General features: G+C 54.6%; 18 protein-coding genes and 1 pseudogene. 10 read left to right on the top strand and 9 right to left on the bottom strand.

Annotated features, from left to right (window positions below; translation table 11 throughout):
- Positions 1 to 11 precede the first annotated feature (11 nt).
- Both aceF and lpdA read left to right on the top strand, forming a co-directional pair.
- The gene (gene aceF, locus QE396_RS13015) at positions 12 to 1,907 is read left to right on the top strand and encodes a pyruvate dehydrogenase complex dihydrolipoyllysine-residue acetyltransferase (RefSeq protein WP_025205387.1); all 1,896 of its coding nucleotides are present in this window, start codon (positions 12 to 14) and stop codon (positions 1,905 to 1,907) included.
- Between the two features lie 198 nt (positions 1,908 to 2,105).
- Entirely contained in the window at positions 2,106 to 3,530 is a 1,425-nt protein-coding gene (lpdA, locus tag QE396_RS13010; RefSeq protein ID WP_020882589.1) for a dihydrolipoyl dehydrogenase, read from the top strand.
- Positions 3,531 to 3,584: 54 nt separating this feature from the next.
- Here lpdA and QE396_RS13005 read toward each other — a convergent pair whose 3' ends face one another.
- Positions 3,585 to 4,376 (bottom strand): DUF2950 family protein, encoded by a 792-nt coding sequence (locus QE396_RS13005; RefSeq protein ID WP_020882590.1) that lies wholly within the window; start codon positions 4,374 to 4,376, stop codon positions 3,585 to 3,587.
- 10 nt (positions 4,377 to 4,386) lie between these two features.
- On the bottom strand, positions 4,387 to 5,916 hold the full coding sequence (locus QE396_RS13000; protein WP_309951280.1) for a DUF3300 domain-containing protein: 1,530 nt from the start codon (positions 5,914 to 5,916) through the stop codon (positions 4,387 to 4,389).
- A 413-nt stretch (positions 5,917 to 6,329) separates the two neighbouring features.
- Between QE396_RS13000 and acnB the strand changes: the two genes are divergently transcribed.
- The gene (gene acnB, locus QE396_RS12995; protein ID WP_020882592.1) at positions 6,330 to 8,927 is read left to right on the top strand and encodes a bifunctional aconitate hydratase 2/2-methylisocitrate dehydratase; all 2,598 of its coding nucleotides are present in this window, start codon (positions 6,330 to 6,332) and stop codon (positions 8,925 to 8,927) included.
- A gap of 188 nt (positions 8,928 to 9,115) precedes the next feature.
- The gene (yacL, locus tag QE396_RS12990; RefSeq protein ID WP_014168659.1) at positions 9,116 to 9,478 is read left to right on the top strand and encodes a protein YacL; all 363 of its coding nucleotides are present in this window, start codon (positions 9,116 to 9,118) and stop codon (positions 9,476 to 9,478) included.
- A 31-nt stretch (positions 9,479 to 9,509) separates the two neighbouring features.
- Here the strand turns inward: yacL and speD are convergent, their stop codons facing one another.
- From speD to QE396_RS12975, 3 genes are all read right to left on the bottom strand, one after another.
- Entirely contained in the window at positions 9,510 to 10,304 is a 795-nt protein-coding gene (gene speD / locus QE396_RS12985) for an adenosylmethionine decarboxylase (RefSeq protein ID WP_020882593.1), read from the bottom strand.
- Positions 10,305 to 11,174 (bottom strand): polyamine aminopropyltransferase, encoded by an 870-nt coding sequence (speE, locus tag QE396_RS12980; RefSeq protein WP_014168661.1) that lies wholly within the window; start codon positions 11,172 to 11,174, stop codon positions 10,305 to 10,307.
- A gap of 116 nt (positions 11,175 to 11,290) precedes the next feature.
- On the bottom strand, positions 11,291 to 11,638 hold the full coding sequence (locus tag QE396_RS12975) for a YacC family pilotin-like protein (protein WP_014882582.1): 348 nt from the start codon (positions 11,636 to 11,638) through the stop codon (positions 11,291 to 11,293).
- 145 nt (positions 11,639 to 11,783) lie between these two features.
- Here QE396_RS12975 and cueO point away from each other — a divergent pair, with 145 nt between their 5' ends.
- On the top strand, positions 11,784 to 13,343 hold the full coding sequence (cueO, locus tag QE396_RS12970) for a multicopper oxidase CueO (protein ID WP_032669430.1): 1,560 nt from the start codon (positions 11,784 to 11,786) through the stop codon (positions 13,341 to 13,343).
- 95 nt (positions 13,344 to 13,438) lie between these two features.
- On the opposite strand, the gene QE396_RS12965 is transcribed toward cueO, so the two are convergent.
- Positions 13,439 to 15,829 carry a glucose/quinate/shikimate family membrane-bound PQQ-dependent dehydrogenase gene (locus QE396_RS12965; protein ID WP_020882595.1) on the bottom strand — a complete coding sequence of 797 codons (2,391 nt, stop codon included), beginning with the start codon at positions 15,827 to 15,829 and terminating at the stop codon, positions 13,439 to 13,441.
- Between the two features lie 207 nt (positions 15,830 to 16,036).
- Between QE396_RS12965 and hpt the strand changes: the two genes are divergently transcribed.
- The gene (gene hpt / locus QE396_RS12960; RefSeq protein ID WP_025205381.1) at positions 16,037 to 16,573 is read left to right on the top strand and encodes a hypoxanthine phosphoribosyltransferase; all 537 of its coding nucleotides are present in this window, start codon (positions 16,037 to 16,039) and stop codon (positions 16,571 to 16,573) included.
- A 101-nt stretch (positions 16,574 to 16,674) separates the two neighbouring features.
- On the opposite strand, the gene can is transcribed toward hpt, so the two are convergent.
- Positions 16,675 to 17,337, bottom strand: a complete 663-nt coding sequence (gene can, locus QE396_RS12955) for a carbonate dehydratase (RefSeq protein WP_020882596.1) — start codon at positions 17,335 to 17,337, stop codon at positions 16,675 to 16,677.
- A gap of 107 nt (positions 17,338 to 17,444) precedes the next feature.
- On the opposite strand from can, the gene QE396_RS12950 reads away from it, so the two are divergent.
- From QE396_RS12950 to QE396_RS12935, 4 genes are all read left to right on the top strand, one after another.
- On the top strand, positions 17,445 to 18,371 hold the full coding sequence (locus QE396_RS12950) for an ABC transporter ATP-binding protein (RefSeq protein ID WP_014168668.1): 927 nt from the start codon (positions 17,445 to 17,447) through the stop codon (positions 18,369 to 18,371).
- Positions 18,368 to 19,138 carry an ABC transporter permease gene (locus tag QE396_RS12945; protein WP_014168669.1) on the top strand — a complete coding sequence of 257 codons (771 nt, stop codon included), beginning with the start codon at positions 18,368 to 18,370 and terminating at the stop codon, positions 19,136 to 19,138. Before QE396_RS12950 ends, QE396_RS12945 begins: the two co-directional genes overlap by 4 nt.
- A 105-nt stretch (positions 19,139 to 19,243) precedes the next feature.
- Entirely contained in the window at positions 19,244 to 19,684 is a 441-nt protein-coding gene (locus QE396_RS12940) for a PTS sugar transporter subunit IIA (RefSeq protein WP_020882597.1), read from the top strand.
- Between the two features lie 63 nt (positions 19,685 to 19,747).
- Positions 19,748 to 20,995 (top strand): polysaccharide deacetylase family protein, encoded by a 1,248-nt coding sequence (locus QE396_RS12935; RefSeq protein ID WP_014168671.1) that lies wholly within the window; start codon positions 19,748 to 19,750, stop codon positions 20,993 to 20,995.
- Between the two features lie 40 nt (positions 20,996 to 21,035).
- Here the strand turns inward: QE396_RS12935 and panD are convergent, their stop codons facing one another.
- Complete coding sequence (panD, locus tag QE396_RS12930) at positions 21,036 to 21,416, bottom strand: aspartate 1-decarboxylase (protein ID WP_014168672.1); 381 nt, start codon at positions 21,414 to 21,416, stop codon at positions 21,036 to 21,038.
- A 57-nt stretch (positions 21,417 to 21,473) separates the two neighbouring features.
- Positions 21,474 to 22,326 (bottom strand): annotated as a pseudogene (gene panC, locus QE396_RS12925) (pantoate--beta-alanine ligase).
- Position 22,327: the final 1 nt, after the last annotated feature.

Raw genomic sequence — 22,327 nt, 5'->3', positions numbered from 1 at the left:
GTAAAAGAAGAATGGCTATCGAAATCAAAGTACCGGACATCGGGGCTGATGAAGTTGAAATCACCGAGATCCTGGTCAAAGTGGGCGACAAAGTTGAAGCTGAACAGTCGCTGATCACTGTAGAAGGCGATAAAGCCTCTATGGAAGTTCCGTCTCCTCAGGCTGGCATCGTTAAAGAGATCAAAGTCTCTGTTGGCGATAAAACCGAGACTGGCAAACTGATCATGATTTTCGATTCCGCCGACGGTGCAGCAGCTGCTGCACCTGCGCAGGAAGAGAAGAAAGAAGCTGCTCCTGCGGCTGCTGCACCAGCAGCTGCTGCGGCAAAAGAAGTCAACGTGCCTGACATCGGCGGTGACGAAGTTGAAGTCACTGAAATCCTGGTGAAAGTGGGCGATACCGTTACGGCTGAGCAGTCCCTGATCACCGTAGAAGGCGACAAAGCCTCTATGGAAGTGCCGGCGCCATTCGCGGGTACGGTTAAAGAGATCAAGATCAACACCGGTGACAAAGTTTCTACCGGCTCTCTGATCATGATCTTCGAAGTGGCAGGTGCTGCACCTGCTGCCGCGCCTGCTCAGGCTGCTGCGCCAGCACCGGCCGCTGCACCTGCTGCTGGCGGTGCGAAAGATGTCAACGTACCTGACATCGGTGGTGACGAAGTTGAAGTCACCGAAGTGATGGTGAAAGTGGGCGACAAAGTTGCTGCTGAACAGTCACTGATCACCGTTGAAGGCGACAAAGCGTCTATGGAAGTACCCGCGCCATTCGCGGGTACCGTTAAAGAGATCAAAATCAGCACCGGCGACAAAGTGTCTACGGGCTCTCTGATCATGGTCTTCGAAGTGGAAGGCGCTGCGCCAGCTGCTGCTCCGGCTGCCGCTGCTGCACCAGCACCTGCCGCTGCACCGGCTCAGGCGGCTAAACCTGCTGCTGCCCCTGCTGCAAAAGCAGAAGGTAAATCTGAGTTCGCTGAGAACGACGCTTACGTCCACGCTACGCCACTGATTCGTCGCCTGGCGCGCGAATTCGGTGTAAACCTGGCGAAAGTGAAAGGGACTGGCCGTAAAGGTCGTATCCTGCGCGAAGACGTTCAGGCCTATGTGAAAGACGCGGTGAAACGCGCTGAAGCTGCCCCTGCTGCTGCCGCTGGCGGCGGTATCCCGGGCATGCTGCCATGGCCGAAAGTGGACTTCAGCAAGTTCGGTGAAATCGAAGAAGTGGAACTGGGTCGTATCCAGAAAATCTCGGGTGCCAACCTGAGCCGTAACTGGGTGATGATCCCGCACGTTACGCACTTCGACAAAACGGATATCACCGATCTGGAAGCGTTCCGTAAACAGCAGAATGCCGAAGCTGAGAAGCGTAAACTGGACGTGAAATTCACCCCAGTCGTCTTCATCATGAAAGCCGTTGCTGCGGCGCTTGAGCAGATGCCACGCTTCAACAGCTCCTTGTCCGAAGATGGCCAGAAGCTGACGCTGAAGAAATACATCAACATCGGTGTTGCGGTTGATACGCCAAATGGTCTGGTTGTTCCGGTCTTTAAAGACGTGAACAAGAAGAGCATCACTGAGCTGTCCCGTGAACTGACCACCATCTCCAAAAAAGCGCGTGATGGTAAGCTGACTGCCGGCGAAATGCAGGGCGGCTGCTTCACTATCTCCAGCATCGGCGGCCTGGGTACTACCCACTTCGCACCGATTGTTAACGCGCCGGAAGTGGCTATCCTCGGTGTGTCCAAGTCCGCGATGGAACCGGTATGGAATGGCAAAGAGTTCGTGCCGCGTCTGATGATGCCAATCTCTCTGTCCTTCGACCACCGCGTGATCGACGGTGCTGATGGTGCGCGTTTCATCACCATCATCAACAACACCCTGAGCGACATTCGCCGCCTGGTGATGTAATCGAAAAGCCGGCCAGTCGGCCGGCTTTTTTCTGTTAATCTCATGTGGTCTGTGAGGTTATTGGCGAAAAGCGACAATTCGTGAGCCGTTTGTTGTTTCAAAATTGTTAACAATTTTGTAAACTGCGGGCGGATAGAACGTCCCGGTGGATGAAGGGCGACAAGTACCTGGACCGCCGGAAATCAATAAGAGGTCATGATGAGTACTGAAATCAAAACTCAGGTCGTGGTACTTGGGGCAGGCCCGGCGGGTTACTCTGCTGCCTTCCGTTGCGCTGATTTAGGTCTGGAAACCGTAATCGTAGAACGCTACAACACCCTCGGTGGTGTTTGCCTGAACGTAGGCTGTATCCCTTCTAAAGCTCTGCTGCACGTTGCGAAAGTTATCGAAGAAGCCAAAGCACTGGCTGAACACGGTATCGTCTTCGGCGAGCCGAAAACCGATATCGACAAGATTCGTACCTGGAAAGAGAAAGTTATCACTCAGCTGACCGGTGGTCTGGCAGGTATGGCCAAAGGCCGTAAAGTGAAAGTGGTAAACGGTCTGGGTAAATTCACCGGCGCGAATACCCTGGAAGTGGAAGGCGAAAACGGCAAAACCGTTATTAACTTCGACAACGCGATCATCGCTGCGGGCTCCCGTCCAATTCAGCTGCCATTCATTCCACATGAAGATCCACGCGTGTGGGATTCCACCGATGCGCTGGAGCTGAAATCCGTACCTAAGCGTATGCTGGTTATGGGTGGCGGTATCATCGGTCTGGAAATGGGTACCGTGTACCATGCGCTGGGTTCAGAGATCGACGTGGTTGAAATGTTCGACCAGGTTATCCCGGCTGCCGATAAAGACATCGTTAAAGTCTTCACCAAACGTATCAGCAAGAAATTCAACCTGATGCTGGAAACTAAAGTGACTGCCGTTGAAGCAAAAGAAGACGGTATTTACGTTTCCATGGAAGGCAAAAAAGCCCCTGCCGAACCACAGCGTTACGACGCCGTGCTGGTGGCTATCGGCCGTGTGCCGAACGGTAAAAACCTCGACGCGGGCAAAGCAGGCGTGGAAGTGGACGACCGTGGCTTCATCCGCGTTGACAAACAGCTGCGCACCAACGTGCCGCACATCTTTGCTATCGGCGATATCGTCGGTCAGCCAATGCTGGCGCACAAAGGTGTTCACGAAGGTCACGTTGCCGCTGAAGTTATCGCCGGCATGAAACACTACTTCGATCCGAAAGTGATCCCATCTATCGCTTACACCGAGCCAGAAGTGGCATGGGTGGGTCTGACTGAGAAAGAAGCGAAAGAGAAAGGCATCAGCTACGAAACCGCCACCTTCCCGTGGGCTGCTTCTGGCCGTGCTATCGCTTCCGACTGCGCAGACGGTATGACCAAACTGATCTTCGACAAAGAGACTCACCGTGTGATCGGTGGTGCGATTGTCGGTACCAACGGCGGCGAGCTGCTGGGTGAAATCGGTCTGGCTATCGAAATGGGTTGTGACGCTGAAGACATCGCGCTGACTATCCACGCTCACCCGACTCTGCACGAGTCTGTTGGCCTGGCGGCAGAAGTGTTCGAAGGTAGCATCACCGACCTGCCTAACGCGAAAGCGAAGAAGAAATAAGTTTCTTCATGATTGCGAAACGCCTCCTCCGGAGGCGTTTTTTTTTTGCCAGCGTTATGGGGCGACCGGTTGCCAGGTGTGATCCAGGTGATAAGCAGGTAACGCCTGCGCTTTCTTCTCTGACTCGCTGCCGAGGTCCGACTGGTACACCTTGTCGGTCTGGTTTATTACAAAGCTCATCACGCCCGTCTGGCCGTAGCTGACTGGCCAGGCCACCATGGCAAAACCGTTTTTATCCGGCAGGATGCGAAAACGGTAGCCGTGATAGCCAGTGCCGGGTTCTTTCGGGCTGAAGGCCGGACCGAGTGGGCTGGGGGCTTCGCCGGGCGAAGCCGGCCAGTATAAGCCGTCTTTTTTGCCGGCCGAGCTGACAATCTTCTGTGCATATTTCTGGTTCAGCGCAAAATAGCTTTGCTGTGCATCCACATACGCGTGTAGCGCCTCGATGGCGGCGAGCTCGTTGCGGCCAATCTCGCGGGTCAGGATCTCTTCAGCCCCTTCTTTGATATCAAATTGCCAGCCAGAGGCGGTTTTGATCACCGGAATAGGTAGCTGCCAGTCGCTGTCACCGACCACAAGATGTGCCTTATTCCCGTCAACGACCGTATTGTGCCGAACTTTCCAGTCGCGCAGGAAGCGATCCACGGCATCAGGATCCACCCCTTCCGGCGGCAGGAAATCACGCCAGTTCTCACCGAGCAGGGTGTTCATCGCGCTTTCATTTTGCTCACTGATGGCGCTGGCCAGCGCATCGGTTGCCTGGTCTGGCGTGCTGAAAGATTGCTGCGCCATTGCGGCGGCCGACAGCATGAATAACGCGATCCCACTGAGTAATTTGCTTTTCATGTCGGCTTCCTTAACGGTGACGGAATTCACGGTGTTCAGCACGCCCGGTAGACGTCTGGCGTGGTTGCTGATGGCGGGCAGCCTGTTGCCGGCTCTGGGCGCCTCGCTGCTGCTGGGCTTGCCAGTTGGCGGAACGACTGTCGTTACCGCTGAGCGCATTGGCGCGCGGCTGGCTACTCCGCGCAGGCTGCGAAACCCGTTTCTCTTGCCTTTGCGAGGTGGTCGGGCGGCTGTCTCGCGTCTTAGCGGCTGTCCGCTGTGCCGTTTGCGGTTTGGTGTCGTAGCCCCGGTAGTTGTTGCGCTGAGAAATTTGCTTCAGCTGGGCGGTTGACGCCTGACGCTGTGCATCTTTGGTGCCCGGACGCGCGGTCTGCGGGAAGGTTTTTCCCGTTGATTTCTCCATCTGGCTCAGTGCAGCCTGTCGTTGGCTGTCCCGGTTGACCGGTTTTTGCTGCGTCGCGCTTAGCCCCGTTGCCGTGTTCGTTGAGTGGAAGCGATTGTTGAGCGTGTTAGTGGGATAGGGCACTCCTTCACGATAGGCCGGGTTATGCTGCCAGGTGCGGTTGGCGTCCGTCAGGCGCTGGCCGCTGATTTTATTAAAGTTCTCAACGTTGATATTGATGTTGTTATCACCGTTGCGGTTATAGCCGCCGTGGTGATCCCAGTCGTCATCATGGTGGTGATCCCAGTCATCGTCATCATCCCAGTCGATGTTGCTGAAAATAGCGTAGGTTGTCGCCACACCCAGGCTGAACCCTAAGCCTTTGACCAGGCTGTCCGTAAACTGCTCTCCCGGAGAGGGCGGTAAATAGACGGGCGGATAAGCGGTGTTCGGCCAGGTGCCATACACGGTATTCGGGTTGTAGGTGGGCACGTAAACCACCTGCGGGTCGGCGGACTCAATTTTAATGACCGTTGGGGATGACGTCGTGGTGGTGCTTGTTGTCTGGCCGGTGGCCGTTTTCGCCGGGGCTGGTTTTGTCTCGGTGGTGACCGTTTGCTGCGGTGTTGATTGCAATGCACCGGTTTGCTGCGCCAGCAAACGCAGACGTTGCACGGAATCCATCACATCTTTCGGCTGTGCGAGAAACGCGTCGCCCAGGCTCTGCACCCAGGGTGGATTTTCGCCCATCAGGGACATCAGCTGAGGAAACGCCACCAGTGATTTCACGCTCGGATCCCAGGGTTGATTCGCCACGGCCTGAATGGCGGCATCGCCCTGCAGTTTAGGGTTGTCTTTTGACCACTGTGCCGCCTGGATGACGTTGGCCGGGTAAGTCGAAGCCATCAAAATTTGCGATAGCAGGGCATCCGGGTAGAGCGCGATGGGGGCAACCCACTGATCAATTTGCGCGGCCGTGTAGGCTGGCGCGACGACCGGTGCTGGCTGAGCGGCAGGCGGCGCAGCCGGTTGTTGTGCGACGGGGGCAGGAGCCACAGGCTCCGTTGCGCGGCTTTTAACGAACATGACGCCTGAGGCGGCAAACAGCCCGGCACTGCACAGAAGGACAAGCAGTTGTGGCTTAAAGGGCAACTTCATAAAATGACTCCAACGAGACAAGCGCTGTGCCGTGAGGCGTTACGGTTGGCGTGAGTATCAATCACCCGTCTTTTACTGTTTTGACTTTTGTGGGGAATCATCCGGTACGTCCGGATAAAGAGTGTGAGTATTTATTACACAATTATATCGGATGGCTGAAATGCCGCCGGAATATTCAGAAGGTCGCACTCACGGTTTTTTGCAGTCAGAATTCGTTGCACCTGCCCGCTACACCATGCTTAACGATTCAGCAAATTTTTTAATGTTGCTTTTTTGTAAACGGATTAACACTGTGCAGAAATCCTGCTATGCTGCCCGACGCGGTATCGGGCATTTACCCTACAAACTGCTGTCTCACAGGAGCGTGAAGAGAACGCCCGCCGCATATGACAATGAGAGCGAGGAGAACCGTCGTGCTAGAAGAATACCGTAAGCACGTAGCAGAACGTGCCGCCGAGGGAATTGTACCCAAACCTTTAGATGCAACCCAAATGGCCGCGCTCGTCGAGCTGCTGAAGAACCCGCCTAAGGGCGAAGAAGAATTCCTGTTAGATCTGTTGATCAACCGTGTACCGCCTGGCGTAGATGAAGCTGCCTACGTAAAAGCCGGATTCCTTGCCGCCGTCGCCAAAGGCGAAGCAACCTCCCCACTGGTTACTCCTGAAAAAGCTATTGAACTGCTCGGTACCATGCAGGGTGGCTACAACATTCATCCGCTGATTGACGCACTGGATAACGACACGCTGGCACCGATTGCCGCCAAAGCGCTCTCCTCAACGCTGCTGATGTTCGATAACTTCTACGATGTGGAAGAAAAAGCCAAAGCCGGCAACGCCTACGCGAAACAGGTTATGCAATCCTGGGCCGATGCCGAATGGTTCCTGAACCGTCCTGCACTGGCTGAAAAAATCACCGTTACCGTCTTCAAAGTGACCGGTGAAACTAACACCGATGACCTCTCTCCGGCACCGGATGCGTGGTCTCGTCCTGATATTCCTCTGCACGCACTGGCGATGCTGAAAAACGCCCGTGAAGGTATTGAGCCGGATCAGCCGGGCAGCGTTGGCCCGATCAAACAGATCGAAGCCCTGCAGGAAAAAGGTTTCCCGCTGGCATACGTCGGTGACGTAGTGGGTACCGGTTCGTCCCGTAAGTCCGCGACCAACTCCGTACTGTGGTTCATGGGCGATGACATCCCTCATGTGCCTAACAAACGTGGCGGCGGCCTGGTGCTGGGCGGCAAAATTGCGCCAATCTTCTTCAACACCATGGAAGATGCGGGCGCACTGCCGATCGAAGTGGATGTCTCTAACCTGAATATGGGCGACGTGATTGACGTTTACCCGTTCAAAGGTGAAGTGCGCAACCACGAAACCAACGAACTGCTGGCGAGTTTTGAGCTGAAAACCGACGTGCTGATTGACGAAGTGCGTGCCGGTGGCCGTATTCCGCTGATCATCGGTCGTGGCCTGACGACCAAAGCGCGTGAAGCGCTGGGTCTGCCGCACAGCGACGTGTTCCGTCATGCGAAAGATGTGGCGGAAAGCAATCGTGGTTACTCCCTGGCGCAGAAAATGGTGGGTCGCGCCTGCGGCGTCGCCGGTGTCCGTCCTGGCGCGTACTGTGAACCGAAGATGACCTCTGTGGGGTCTCAGGACACCACAGGCCCAATGACCCGTGATGAACTGAAAGACCTGGCGTGCCTGGGCTTCTCTTCTGACCTGGTGATGCAGAGCTTCTGTCACACTGCCGCGTATCCGAAGCCGGTTGACGTGACCACGCACCACACGCTGCCTGACTTCATCATGAACCGTGGCGGTGTGTCGCTGCGTCCGGGTGACGGTGTTATTCACTCCTGGCTGAACCGTATGCTGCTGCCTGATACCGTCGGTACCGGTGGTGATTCCCATACCCGTTTCCCAATCGGTATCTCCTTCCCGGCGGGCTCGGGGCTGGTGGCGTTTGCTGCTGCGACCGGCGTGATGCCGCTGGATATGCCAGAATCGGTTCTGGTGCGCTTCAAGGGTAAAATGCAGCCGGGTATCACCCTGCGTGACCTCGTGCATGCTATCCCTCTGTATGCCATCAAACAGGGTCTGCTGACCGTTGAGAAGAAAGGGAAGAAAAACATCTTCTCTGGCCGTATTCTGGAAATTGAAGGTCTGCCGGATCTGAAAGTCGAGCAGGCATTCGAACTGACCGATGCGTCCGCGGAGCGTTCTGCTGCTGGCTGTACCATCAAGCTGAACAAAGAACCGATTATTGAGTATCTGACCTCTAACATCGTGCTGCTGAAGTGGATGATTGCAGAAGGCTACGGCGACCGTCGTACGCTGGAGCGCCGTATCCAGGGCATGGAAAAATGGCTGGCGGATCCACAGCTGCTGGAAGCCGATGCTGACGCAGAATACGCGGCAGTGATCGACATCGATCTGGCGGATATCAAAGAGCCAATCCTGTGTGCACCGAACGATCCGGACGACGCGCGTCTGCTTTCCGACGTTCAGGGCGACAAGATCGACGAAGTGTTCATTGGATCCTGTATGACCAACATCGGCCACTTCCGTGCTGCCGGTAAGCTGCTGGATACCCACAAAGGCCAGCTGCCAACGCGTCTGTGGGTGGCTCCGCCAACCCGTATGGATGCGGCTCAGCTGACCGAAGAGGGCTACTACAGCGTGTTCGGTAAGAGCGGTGCGCGTATCGAAATTCCTGGCTGTTCCCTGTGTATGGGTAACCAGGCGCGCGTGGCTGACGGTGCGACGGTGGTTTCCACCTCTACCCGTAACTTCCCGAACCGTTTAGGTACCGGTGCTAACGTCTACCTGGCCTCTGCGGAGCTGGCGGCGGTTGCGGCACTGATTGGTAAACTGCCAACGCCGGAAGAGTACCAGACCTTTGTGGCTCAGGTGGATAAGACGGCGGTAGATACCTATCGCTATCTGAACTTCGACCAGCTCTCTCAGTACACCGAGAAGGCTGACGGGGTTATCTTCCAGACGGCGGTATAAACAGCTAAACCGTCTCCACGGAGGCGGTTTTGTGTTTGCACCCTCTCCTGTGGAGAGGGACAGGGTGAGGGCATCAGACCGCAAGGTCTTGCTCTCACCTTTTTATTTTCATTCCTCCTGCCTCCCACGCTTTTTTTCTTCCTCTCTGCTGCGATAATTAGCGTAATGGCTTTGCAGAGGAAAATACTATGGATTACGAATTTCTGCGCGACATCACCGGAGTGGTGAAAGTGCGTATGTCGATGGGCCACGAAGCTGTTGGACACTGGTTCAACGAAGAGGTGAAAGAGAATCTCGCCCTTCTGGACGAAGTTGAACAGGCGGCAAATACGGTGAAAGGCAGTGAACGCTCCTGGCAACGTGCCGGGCACGAATACACGCTGTGGATGGATGGCGAAGAGGTGATGGTGCGTGCCAACCAGCTTGAATTCTCCGGTGATGAGATGGAAGAGGGGATGAGCTACTACGATGAAGAGAGTCTGTCGCTGTGCGGCGTAGAAGACTTTTTGCAAGTCGTGACGGCGTACCGGGCGTTCATGAAACAGAAATAGCACACCGGAGCGTCCTTGCTCCCAGTGCGGTTTACACGGTCGGAATATTGCGGCCGTAGTAGATTTCGCGCATCTCTTTCCAGAGCAGGTCAGTAATGGCCTTGCGCTCTTCTTCGCTTAAATCTTCTGGTCGGGTATGGAACATGTAGTGCTTAAGGTCGAACTCCTTAAGTAACATCTTGGTATGGAAGATATTTTCCTGATACACGTTCACATCCATCATGTCATACAGCGACTTCATGTCGTTGGACATAAAGTTCTGAATGGAATTGATCTCGTGATCGATAAAGTGCTTCATGCCGTTAATGTCACGGGTAAAGCCTCGCACGCGATAATCAATCGTCACGATATCGGATTCCAGCTGGTGGATTAAATAGTTCAGCGCGTTCAGCGGGGAGATCACGCCGCAGGTCGACACTTCGATATCGGCACGGAAGGTACACAGACCGCCTTCAGGATGGCTTTCCGGGTAGGTGTGCACGCAGATGTGGCTTTTATCGAGATGGGCGACGACCACTTCCGGCAGCGGGCCCGGATGTTCTGTTTTATCGATAAGTTGAGGGTCGACCGGCTCTTCGCTGACCAGAATCGTGACGCTGGCACCCTGAGGTTCATAATCCTGACGGGCGATATTCAGGATATTCGCGCCGATAATCGAACAGGTTTCTGACAGGATCTCGGTCAGACGGTTGGCATTGTAGAGTTCATCGATATAGGCGATGTAACCATCGCGTTCTTCCGCTGTTTTGGCATAGCAGATATCGTAAATACAAAAACTCAGGCTTTTGGTCAGGTTGTTAAAGCCATGCAGTTTAAGCTTTTTCAATTAGCTCACCCCCTTAGTGGATAATGCGTCTTGCAGGTACTGCGGTAAGGCAAACGCTGCGGTATGAACTGCCGGATTGTAGTAACGGCACGTAAGACCGGCCTGGTGGAAGCGGGCCTGAATAATTTCGGTGGAAAGATGGCGCAGTACGTCGTTATCCGTCGCCCAGGCAAAGGTCATGATCCCGCCGTAGTACGTCGGAATAGCGGCCTGATAGAAGCTGACATCGCCAAAATAGGTGCTCAGCTTGCGGTGGCTGTCGAGGGCTTCATCCTGCTGCAGGAAGCAGACGCCGTTTTGTGCCACGAAAATCCCGCCCGGCTTCAGGCAGCGCTTGCAGCCTTCGTAGAAGTCGGAGGTAAACAGCGATGCGCCGGGACCGATCGGGTCGGTACAGTCGGAGATAATAACGTCGAAGGTCTGGGTCGTCTGATTAACGAAGTTAACCCCATCATCAATGACCAGACTGAAGCGCGGATCGTCATAGCTACCGGCGTTATGGTTCGGCAGGTACTGACGACAGAAAGAGACCACGCCGGCATCAATCTCCACCATCGTAATGGTTTCGATGGATTGATGGCGGGAGACTTCACGCAGCATTGCGCCATCACCACCACCGATAATCAGAACATGCTTCGCATGCCCGTGTGCCAGCAGCGGAACGTGGGTCATCATCTCGTGGTAGATAAACTCGTCGCGCTCGGTCGTTTGCACGACACCATCCAGCGCCATCACGCGGCCAAAGGCGGCATTCTCGAAGATGATCAGATCCTGGTGATCGGTTTTCTCATGATAGAGCACGTTATCAACGGCAAAGTACTGACCAAACTGGTCATGCAGTGTTTCATGCCACAACGTGTGGTCGGCCATACGCGGACTCCTCCTTTGTTAACATCCGTTACGCTCACAAAAAATGAGCGAAACATGATAGCTAACTATAACCGTGGTTGCACGGCTATAGGCTCAACAAGGGGGCGTCGGGAAGGTTATTTCACGTAGGCGAGCAGGCTGAGTGAATCGCGAGCCAGCGCTTTGCATTTTTTGGCGGTAGGGATACCAATACCGCTTAAATCGCGGTAGCTGTCTTCGCCGAGCGCCTTCATGTCGAAGCTATCGTAGTTGCTGAGATCCCATTGGTTTTGCTGGGCAAAAAAGACCAGTGCGCGACGAATCTGCCCGTTGGGCAAATTCTGGTAACCACAATCGTTTTTCAGAAAGACAAAAACTGCCGTCAGATCGGCCATATCTTCCGCTTCATTTTCACTCAGCGCGTAACTGTTCGCACACATCGCCATCAGGCTACCGAACAAAATTGTTCTGAAAAACGTCTTCATTGCTTCTACCACTGCATCACGGAAAATTAACGTTAGCATACTTGATGCCAGGCCGACGATCTTTATTATTGCCGCTTTACTTGACCTTCCGGTAAGGGGAGGGTTTATGCTCAAAAGATCGCCTGCTGGAAATAAGGAAATGAACATGCAACGCCGTGATTTTTTAAAATATTCCGTTGCGCTTGGCGTAGCCAGCGCTTTACCGCTGTGGAGCCGCGCGGCTTTTGCGGCCGACAGACCTGCCTTACCGATCCCTGATTTACTCACCGCGGATGCCCGTAGCCGCATCCAGCTTGTTGTCCAGTCCGGTAAAACGACCTTTGGCGCACACAGTGCGACAACGTGGGGTTATAACGGCAATCTTCTCGGCCCGGCACTTCAGTTACGTAAAGGGAAAGCGGTAACGGTGGATATCCATAACACGCTGGCAGAGGAGACCACGTTACACTGGCACGGACTGGAAGTGCCGGGCGAGGTGGACGGGGGGCCGCAGGGCATCATAAAACCGGGCGGTAAGCGAAGCGTGACCTTTACCCCGGACCAGCGCGCCGCGACCTGCTGGTTCCACCCCCATCAGCATGGCAAAACGGGCCATCAGGTGGCGATGGGGCTGGCGGGGCTGGTGCTGATTGAAGATGACGAAAGCCGTTTGCTGCGCCTGCCCAAACAGTGGGGCATCGACGATGTGCCGGTCATTGTGCAGGACAAAAAATTCACCGCTGACGGACAAATTGATTACCAACTGGACGTCATGAGCGCGGCGGTAGGCTGGTTTGGCGACACCCTGCTGACCAACGGTGCCATTTACCCGCAGCATGCGGCACCGAAAGGCTGGCTGCGCTTACGCCTGCTCAACGGCTGTAACGCCCGCTCACTGAATTTCGCCACCAGCGATAAACGCCCTCTGTACGTGGTCGCAAGCGACGGGGGGCTGCTGCCTGAACCGGTGAAGGTGGATGCGCTACCGATGCTGATGGGGGAGCGTTTTGAGGTGCTGGTGGATATCAGCGACGGCAAACCGTTTGACCTGGTCACGCTACCGGTCAGTCAGATGGGAATGGCGGTTGCACCCTTTGATAAGCCGCACCCGGTGCTGCAGATCCAGCCGCTGCAGGTCACGGCCTCGGGCATGCTGCCGGATACCCTGACCACGCTCCCGGCGCTACCTTCTCTCGAGGGCCTGACCCAACGTAAGCTGCAACTGTCCATGAACCCGATGCTCGACATGATGGGCATGCAGGCACTGATGGCGAAATATGGCAATCAGGCGATGGTGGGTATGCACCACGGAGAGATGATGGGCCATATGAATATGGACCACGGTAAAATGGGCGGCATGGGGCACGGTGGCCATGATTTCGATTTCCACAATGCCAACATGATCAACGGCAAAGCGTTCGACATGAACACGCCAATGTTTGCTGCCACAAAAGGGCAGTTTGAACGCTGGGTGATTTCAGGCGAAGGCGACATGATGCTGCATCCGTTCCATATTCACGGCACCCAGTTCCGCATCCTTTCTGAAAACGGTAACGCGCCACAGGCGCATCGCGCGGGATGGAAAGACACCGTCAGGGTTGAAGGTGGCGTCAGTGAGGTGCTGGTGAAATTTGACCACGAGGCACCGAAGGCGTTTGCCTATATGGCGCACTGCCATCTGCTGGAGCATGAAGATACGGGCATGATGCTGGGGTTCACGGTTTAATATCGTGTGCCTGATGCCCAGACCCCGATCCACAGGAGATAAGCAATAAAAACGGCAACCGAAGTTGCCGTTTTTTTTACCGTTGGCGGTGTTAGTTATTTAGCGTCGTCGGGTAAAGCATAAGCCACAATGTAGTCGCCCATCTTCGTACCAAACGAACCATGACCACCCGCAGAGATGACAACGTACTGCTTGCCATTCACTTCATAGGTCATCGGCGTTGCCTGTCCACCTGCTGGCAGACGGCCTTGCCACAGTTTTTCACCGTTGGTCATGTTGTACGCGCGCAGGTAGTTATCGGCGGTTGCCGCGATGAACAGCACGTTACCGGCGGTAGAAATTGGACCACCCAGCATTGGCATACCCATATTGAACGGGACAGGAACTGGCATCGGGAACGGCATGCTGTCCTGAGGCGTACCAATACGTTTTTTCCAGACGATCTGGTTAGTTTTCAGATCCAGGCCGGAGATATAACCCCAGGCAGGCTGTTTACACGGCAGACCAAACGGCGACAGGAACGGGTTCAGCGTGACGCCGTATGGCACGCCATACTGCGGCTGAATACCCGCTTCAGTACCGCTGCCTTTAGCATCTTTAGGCTGCTCCATTGGGTTGCCTGGACCGCGTGGAATAAGCTTAGAAACAAACGGCAGGGCCATCGGGTTGGCAATCGCCACCTGACGGTTAGGGTCAACGGAGATCCCACCCCATTCGAACATGCCCAGGTTACCCGGGAAGACCAGCGTGCCCTGCTCAGAAGGTGGCGTGAAGATACCTTCATAGCGCAGCTGATGGAACATCACGCGGCATACCAGCTGGTCAAACATTGTGGCACCCCACATGTCTGCACCGCTGAGATCTTTCTTCGGACGGAAGCTCAGGTCAGAGAACGGCTGTGTTTTGGTGACATAGTCGCCTTTGGCAGCGCCCTGCGGAACGGGTTTTTCGGGTGCCGGGACAACCAGCTTACCGTTGCTGCGATCCAGCACAAAGATGTTGCCCGTTTTCGCGGGTGCATAAATCACCGGAACGGTTTTGCCGTTAACGGTAATGTCTGCCAGCGTCGGCTGGGACGGCATGTCCATATCCCACAGGTCGTGGTGAACAGTCTGGTAGCTCCAGGCCAGTTTACCGGTGGTCGCGTTCAGCGCCACGATAGAGCTGGCATAACGCTCTTGCTCAGGTGTACGGTTACCCCCCCAGATATCTGGCGTGGTGACGCCCATCGGCAGGTAGACCAGGTCCAGCTTCGCGTCATACGCCGCCGGTGCCCAGGAGTTAGGTGAGTTAAAGGTAAAGGTGTGTTCGTCCGATGGGATCGCATTTGGATCTTTCGCGCCCGGGTCGAAGGCCCACAGCAGTTTACCGGTGTTCACGTCAAAACCACGGATAACGCCAGAGGTTTCGCGGGTGGAGAAGTTATCGGTTACCGAGCCGGCAATCACGATAGTTTTATCGGTGATGATCGGCGGTGAGGTTGGCTCATACAGACCCGGCGTGGTGTCCGGCATGTTGGTCTGCAGATTCAGGATACCTTTGTTGGCAAAGGTCTCACACAGCTTACCGGTTTCGGCATTGATCGCGAACAGGCGGCCATCGTTTACCGGCAGCATGATGCGGCGAGGACAGTCGGCAATGACTTCAGGGCTCGCATTATCAGCACGCGCTTCGTGGTAAGAGACGCCGCGGCAGGTGATGTGCTGGAACGACGGGTTGGAGTTCAGCTGTGGATCGAAGTGCCATTTCTCTTTACCGGTGGCCGCATCAAGCGCGAACAGACGCTGGTGCGCGGTGCACAGATAAAGCATGTTACCGACTTTAATCGGCGTCACTTCGTTGGTCAGTTCACCCGGATCGTTTGGCATCTTCAGGTCGCCGGTACGGAATACCCAGGCTTCTTTCAGGTTCTTAACGTTGTCCGCGTTGATCTGCTTGAGCGGGGAGTAGCGCTGACCTTCCTGATTACGGCCATAAGCTGGCCAGTCGCCATCCGCGACCTGCGAGATAGCCGCAGCTGGGGTGGATTCGGCATTCAGCGTACCGTTAATCTCCTGCGGATCGTTAAAACCGGCCCAGGTGAGAATGCCGCCGCTGATCAGCAGGGCAACCACCAGCGCCGCAACGGCACCGCTTGAAGGAACAATCAGGCGACGCCACACGAACGGCAGGATCAGCCAGATACCAAAGAAGACCAGGATGTCACTGCGCGGCGTCAGTGCCCAGAAGTCGAAACCGACTTCCCAGACGCCCCAGATCATGGTTGCGAGGAGTAAAGCAGCATAAAGCCATAGCGCGGATTGTTTTCTACGCCACAACAGGACGGTTACGCCAAGCATAACCAGACCCGCAATAGGGTAGTACCAGGAGCCGCCAATTGCGGCCAGCCAGACGCCACCGATTAACAGATACAGGCCGCAGAAGGCGGCGAATAGCGCTGTTAATGTCACCAGTAGACGTGGCTGTTGAGTTTTTATTTCAGCCATAGAAAGTGTACTCGTCAGTTTTGTTAATTATTTGCTAGCAACTAATTATAGGTATTAACAAGTGTGATCGGAATCACAATATTTGCTTTTTATAACTCATGCGCCAGGTGTATCCATTTACTGATATAATGGCTGGCTTGCGTATCGATGCCGGAGTAACATTCATCCGCATTGAGAGATTTTCATTAAAATCATATGGTTAGTAATATGAAACATACTGTTGAAGTGATGATCCCGGAAGCCGAGATCAAAGCGCGTATCGCCGAACTGGGTCGTCAAATCACCGAACATTACAAGGACAGCGGCAGCGAAATGGTGCTGGTCGGTCTTTTACGTGGCTCTTTCATGTTCATGGCAGACCTGTGCCGTGAAGTGCAGGTGTCCCATGAGGTCGATTTTATGACCGCCTCCAGCTACGGCAGCGGCATGTCCACAACCCGTGATGTGAAAATCCTGAAAGATCTGGATGAAGATATTCGTGGCAAAGATGTGTTGATCGTTGAGGACATCATCGACTCCGGCAACACGCTCTCTAAAGTGCGCGAGATCCTGAGCCTGCGTGAGCCAAAATCCCTGGCGATCTGCACCCTGCTGGATAAACCCAGCCGCCGTGAAGTGCAGGTGCCGGTAGAGTTTGTCGGCTTCTCTATCCCTGACGAGTTCGTCGTGGGCTATGGCATTGACTACGCGCAGCGTTACCGTCATCTGCCGTATGTGGGTAAAGTGATCCTGCTCGACGAGTAAGGTTTGTGACGTGCGGTCTGTTGCCCTCTGACGAGGGAACACACAGTAAAAACGGCAACCCGGGTTGCCGTTTTGTTTTTATCTGAACCGCTTACAGGCAGCTATTTATGGTTGACGTGCTTGAGCTTCAGGTTGGCGATCCCGGAACGATAACGCTGCTCCAGCGTTTCACGGTTGGTGGCGGTCACTTCCAGGTTACGAAGCAAACCATCGTGAATACCGTACGCCCAGCCGTGGATCGAGACTTTTTGCCCGCGTTTCCACGCCGATTGCATGATGGTGGAATGGCCAAGGTTATAAACCTGCTCCATCACGTTCAGCTCGCAAAGGGTATCGAGACGACGCTCCTGCGGCATTTCACCCAACAGTGAGCTATGTTTGAACCAGATATCGCGGATATGCAGCAGCCAGTTATCGATTAACCCGAGTTCGGTATTTTCAATCGCGGCCTGCACACCGCCGCAGCCATAGTGGCCACAAATAATGATGTGCTCGACCTCCAGAACGTCAACGGCGTACTGAACAACCGAAAGGCAGTTGAGGTCGGTATGGATCACCAGGTTGGCAACATTACGGTGCACAAACAGTTCGCCAGGCTCGAGACCTGTCAGGCGCTCTGCCGGAACGCGGCTGTCGGAACATCCAATCCAGAGAAAGCGTGGGTTTTGCGCCTGCGCGAGCTTTCCAAAAAATCCGGGGTCTTCCTCCACCAGCATTTTTGACCATAGTGCATTGTTGCTGATGAGTGTATCTATGTCGTTCATGGAGGTTAGCGACCTGTAACCGAGTGATTGCGTTGCGCTAATATAGGGTAACTCGACTTTTAATGAAACCACACAACGTGTGTCAGAACCTAAGGTAAGTTTAATTCATGGCGATTGCACTGGAGCTTGAGCAGCTCAAAAAAACCTATCCAGGCGGCGTTCAGGCGCTGCGTGGGATAGATCTCAAAGTGGAAGCGGGGGATTTCTACGCGCTTCTGGGGCCGAATGGGGCGGGGAAATCCACCACCATTGGCATTATCAGTTCGCTGGTCAATAAAACGTCCGGCCGGGTGAGCGTGTTTGGTTACGACCTGCAAAAAGATGTGGTGAATGCCAAGCGCCAGCTCGGACTGGTACCGCAGGAGTTCAACTTCAACCCGTTCGAGACAGTGCAGCAAATCGTGGTTAATCAGGCGGGTTACTACGGTGTTGAGCGCAAAGAAGCGGTGGAGCGCAGCGAAAAGTACCTCAAACAGCTCGATCTGTGGGAAAAACGCAATGAACGTGCGCGCATGTTGTCTGGCGGGATGAAGCGCCGTCTGATGATTGCCCGTGCGCTGATGCATGAGCCAAAGCTGCTGATCCTTGATGAGCCCACCGCGGGCGTGGATATCGAACTGCGTCGTTCAATGTGGGGCTTCCTGAAGGACCTCAACGACAAAGGCACGACCATTATTTTGACCACGCACTACCTCGAAGAGGCGGAGATGCTGTGTCGCAATATCGGCATCATTCAGAACGGTGAGCTGGTGGAAAACACCTCGATGAAGAGCCTGCTCGCCAAGCTGAAATCCGAAACCTTCATTCTCGACCTGGCGGCGAAAAGCCCGCTGCCGACGCTGGAAGGCTATAACTATCGTCTGGTGGATACCTCAACGCTGGAAGTGGAAGTGCTGCGCGAGCAGGGCATCAACAGTGTGTTCTCACAGCTGAGCGCGCAGGGTGTTCAGGTATTAAGTATGCGTAACAAAGCGAACCGACTGGAAGAGCTGTTTGTCTCTCTGGTGCAGGATAAACAAGGAGACAAGGCATGACGCATCTTTACTGGGTCGCGCTGAAAAGCATCTGGGCGAAAGAGATTAACCGCTTTATGCGTATCTGGGTGCAAACCCTGGTACCGCCGGTGATCACCATGACGCTCTACTTCATCATCTTCGGTAACCTCATCGGTTCCCGCATTGGTGAAATGCACGGCTTTACCTATATGCAGTTTATTGTGCCGGGCCTGATCATGATGGCGGTGATCACCAACGCCTATGCTAACGTGGCATCATCATTCTTTAGCGCCAAGTTCCAGCGTAACATTGAAGAGCTGCTGGTCGCGCCGGTACCAACGCATGTGATCATTGCGGGTTATGTGGGCGGCGGCGTGGCGCGCGGTCTCTGCGTGGGGATTCTGGTGACGGCGATCTCCCTGTTCTTTGTGCCGTTCCAGGTGCATTCATGGCTGTTCGTGGCGCTCACGTTACTGTTGACGGCAATCTTGTTCTCGCTGGCCGGTCTGCTGAACGCGGTGTTTGCTAAAACGTTTGATGATATCAGCCTGATCCCGACCTTTGTGCTGACGCCACTGACCTATCTTGGCGGGGTGTTCTACTCCCTGACGCTGCTGCCGCCGTTCTGGCAGGCGCTGTCACACCTGAACCCGATTGTTTATATGATCAGCGGCTTCCGCTTTGGTTTCCTCGGCATTACGGATGTGCCACTGATTACCACGGTTGCGGTGCTGGTGGTGTTTATTATCGCCTTCTACCTGCTGTGCTGGTCTCTGATTCAGCGTGGACGCGGTCTGCGCAGCTAATCTCCCGCCCGGCGACATTCTGTTTGCCGGGCGCTTTTCTTTGATTGTTATCACCGTACGCTAACCTTCACTCCGCTAAACTACTTGCCTGCTAAGGAGAGAGTGATGCTGGGATGGGTGATCGCCTGCCATGATGAACAGGCGCAGGATATGCTGGATAAACTGGAGGCCAGATTTGGTCCGCTGGCGCAATGCCGTGCGGTTAACTACTGGCGTGGATTGAGCACCAACATGCTCAGCCGAATGATGTGCGATGCCCTGCATGAAACCGACACCGGTGACGGCGTCATCTTCCTGACCGATAAATCCGGCGCGGCACCTTATCGCTCTGCGGCATTGTTGAGCCACAAGCACGACAACTGTGAAGTGATATCAGGCATTAACTCTTTGCTGCTGGAATCCATGTATCCCTTCCGGGAAACCTTAAGCAGTGCTGAATTCCGTCATGCAATCGTCGACAAAAAAGTGGCCGGCGTCAGCAGCCTGTGGCATCAGCAGCAAAAAAATCCTCCCTTTGTCTTGCTCCATGATTTGTATAAGAATTAAACATTGGTATTGATGCTGCTTTTGTTACAATGGTGGCTGATTTTCCGTGTCGATTAATATTCCATGTTCATGCGCGTTGTGTTCCTTCTGTTGCTGCTGGTTTCCGGCGGCGCATCTGCCAGCCTGATCGCTCAGCAAGGGCTTCCCGCCCGATATATGCAAACCACCGAAGATGCGGCTATCTGGGCGCAAGTAGGTAACAATGTGGTCAATGTCGGCAATATCCGTGCCGGGCAAATCCTGGCCGTTGTCCCCACATCCGCTGATTACTACGAGTTTCGTTTTGGCTTCGGCACGGGCTTTATTGATAAAGAGCACCTGGAAGACGTGCAGGGCAAACAGCGCGTGGAAGACAGCCTTGGTGATTTGAATAAACCGCTGAGTAACCAGAACCTGATAACCTGGAAAGACACGCCTGTCTTTAACGCCCCCAGCAGCGGAAGCGCCCCATTCGGCACGATGAGTGCTAACCTTCGCTACCCCATTCTGAATAAACTTAAAGACCGTCTGAACCAGACCTGGTATCAGATCCGCATCGGCAATCGTCTGGCGTGGATCAGCAGCCTGGATGCGCAGGAAGATAACGGCATCCCGGTCCTGACCTATCACCATATCCTGCGTGATGAGGAGAACACCCGTTTCCGGCATACCTCCACGACCACCAGCGTGCGTGCGTTCAGCAACCAGATGACCTGGCTTCGCGATCAGGGCTATACCACGCTGACGATGGCTCAGCTTGAAGGGTATGTGCGTAACAAAATGAACCTGCCGGCGAAGTCTGTGGTGATCACCTTTGATGACGGGCTGAAGTCGGTGAGCCGCTATGCGTATCCCGTCCTCAAAGCGTATGGATTCAAGGCGACGGCGTTTATCATCTCGTCGCGTATAAAACGTCATCCGCAGAAGTGGGCGCCGAAATACCTGCAGTTTATGAGTGTCTCTGAGCTTGAGCAGATCCAGGATGTGTTTGATATCCAGTCTCATACCCACTTCTTGCATCGGGTGGACGGCAATAAACACCCGATCTTACTGAGCCGTAGTCATCACGTGATTTTGTTCGATTTCGCGCGTTCACGCCGGGCGCTGGCGCAATTTAACCCGCACGTGCTCTATCTCTCTTATCCGTTTGGCGCCTATGACGACAAAGCGGTAAAAGCAGCGAATGACGCAGGGTTCCACCTGGCGGTGACAACGGTAAAAGGCAAAGTGAAGCCCGGGGACAATCCGTTCCTGCTTAAGCGACTGTATATTTTAAGGACGGATTCGCTGGAGACGATGTCGCGGCTTATCAGTAATCAGCCGCAGGGATGAGGTGAGAGAAGGCTGTGAACGGTTCACAGCCTTCAGGATATCAGGCAACCTGGACCGGAATGGCTTTCGCGGTGCGTTTCATTTCGTTGTCGCCTTCGAAGTACGCCACTTTTGGCTGCCAGCGACGGGCTTCTTCGTCAGACATCATCACGAAGCTGGCGATGATAACGATATCACCGACGTCGGCACAGTGAGCGGCAGCGCCATTCACGGAGATAATTCTGGAGCCGCGTTCCGCCGCGATCGCATAGGTAGAGAAGCGCTTACCGTTATTCACGTTCCAGATATCAATGGCTTCGTTTTCAAGGATGCCCGCTGCATCAAGAAAATCCTGATCAATGGCGCAGGAGCCTTCATAGTGCAGGTCGGCCTGAGTGACTTTCACACGGTGAAGCTTACCTTGCAGCATTTTGCGAATCATTACGTTTACCTTTAATCATCATGCGTTAACCCCCCGCGAACGAGGGGAGGTAGAGAGTTATGCCAGCTCAACCACTTTATTGTCGATAAGGCGTGCCTGACCGAGCCATGCAGCCACCAGAAGCACCGCGCGCTTGCTGGTATCGGTCAGCTCAAGCAGCGTATCGGCATCACGGATTTGGATATCGTCAGCGCGGAAGCCTTTGTCGTTCAGCGCCTGTTCGGCGAGGGCAACGATCTCTTCTGCGCTCAGCTCTTTAGCCACAAGCTGTTCCGCCATGGTATTCATGACCTTGCTCAATCCCGGCGCGATTTTACGCTCATCCGCGGTAAGGTACCCGTTACGGGAACTGAGCGCCAGACCGTCTTTGGCGCGCACAATCGGCACGCCCACGATCTCAATATCATAACCCATGTCGGCGACCATCTTACGGATCAACGCCAGCTGCTGGAAGTCCTTCTCACCGAAGCAGGCAACGTCGGGCTGCACCAGGTTAAACAGCTTGCTGACGATGGTTTGAAACGCCGCGGAAATGGCCCGGACGGCTGGCGCCTTCCAGCATGGTTGAAATGCCCGGCACGTCCACGTAGGTCGCGTCCTCGGTCCCCTGCGGGTAGACGTCTGCAGGTGCCGGAGAGAAGACAATGTCGGTGTGGCGTTTTTTGAGTTTTTCGCAATCTTCCTGCAGGGTGCGCGGATAGCGCGCCAGGTCGTCGGCACGGTCAAACTGCATGGGGTTCACGAAGATACTGACCACCACGATATCTGCACGCGCTCTGGCTTCATCAACAAGCTTCATATGGCCGTCATGCAGGTTACCCATCGTGGGAACCAGTGCGATACGTTTACCTTCCTGACGTGCACGACGGATATGCTGGCGAAGCAGCGGCAGGGTTTCAATGATTAGCACA

The organism is Enterobacter sp. SORGH_AS_0287, assembly GCF_031453695.1.
Lineage (GTDB): Bacteria > Pseudomonadota > Gammaproteobacteria > Enterobacterales > Enterobacteriaceae > Enterobacter > Enterobacter ludwigii.
The sequence above is the reverse complement of the archived record's forward strand: the minus strand, read 5'-3'. Positions and strand labels throughout refer to the sequence as shown.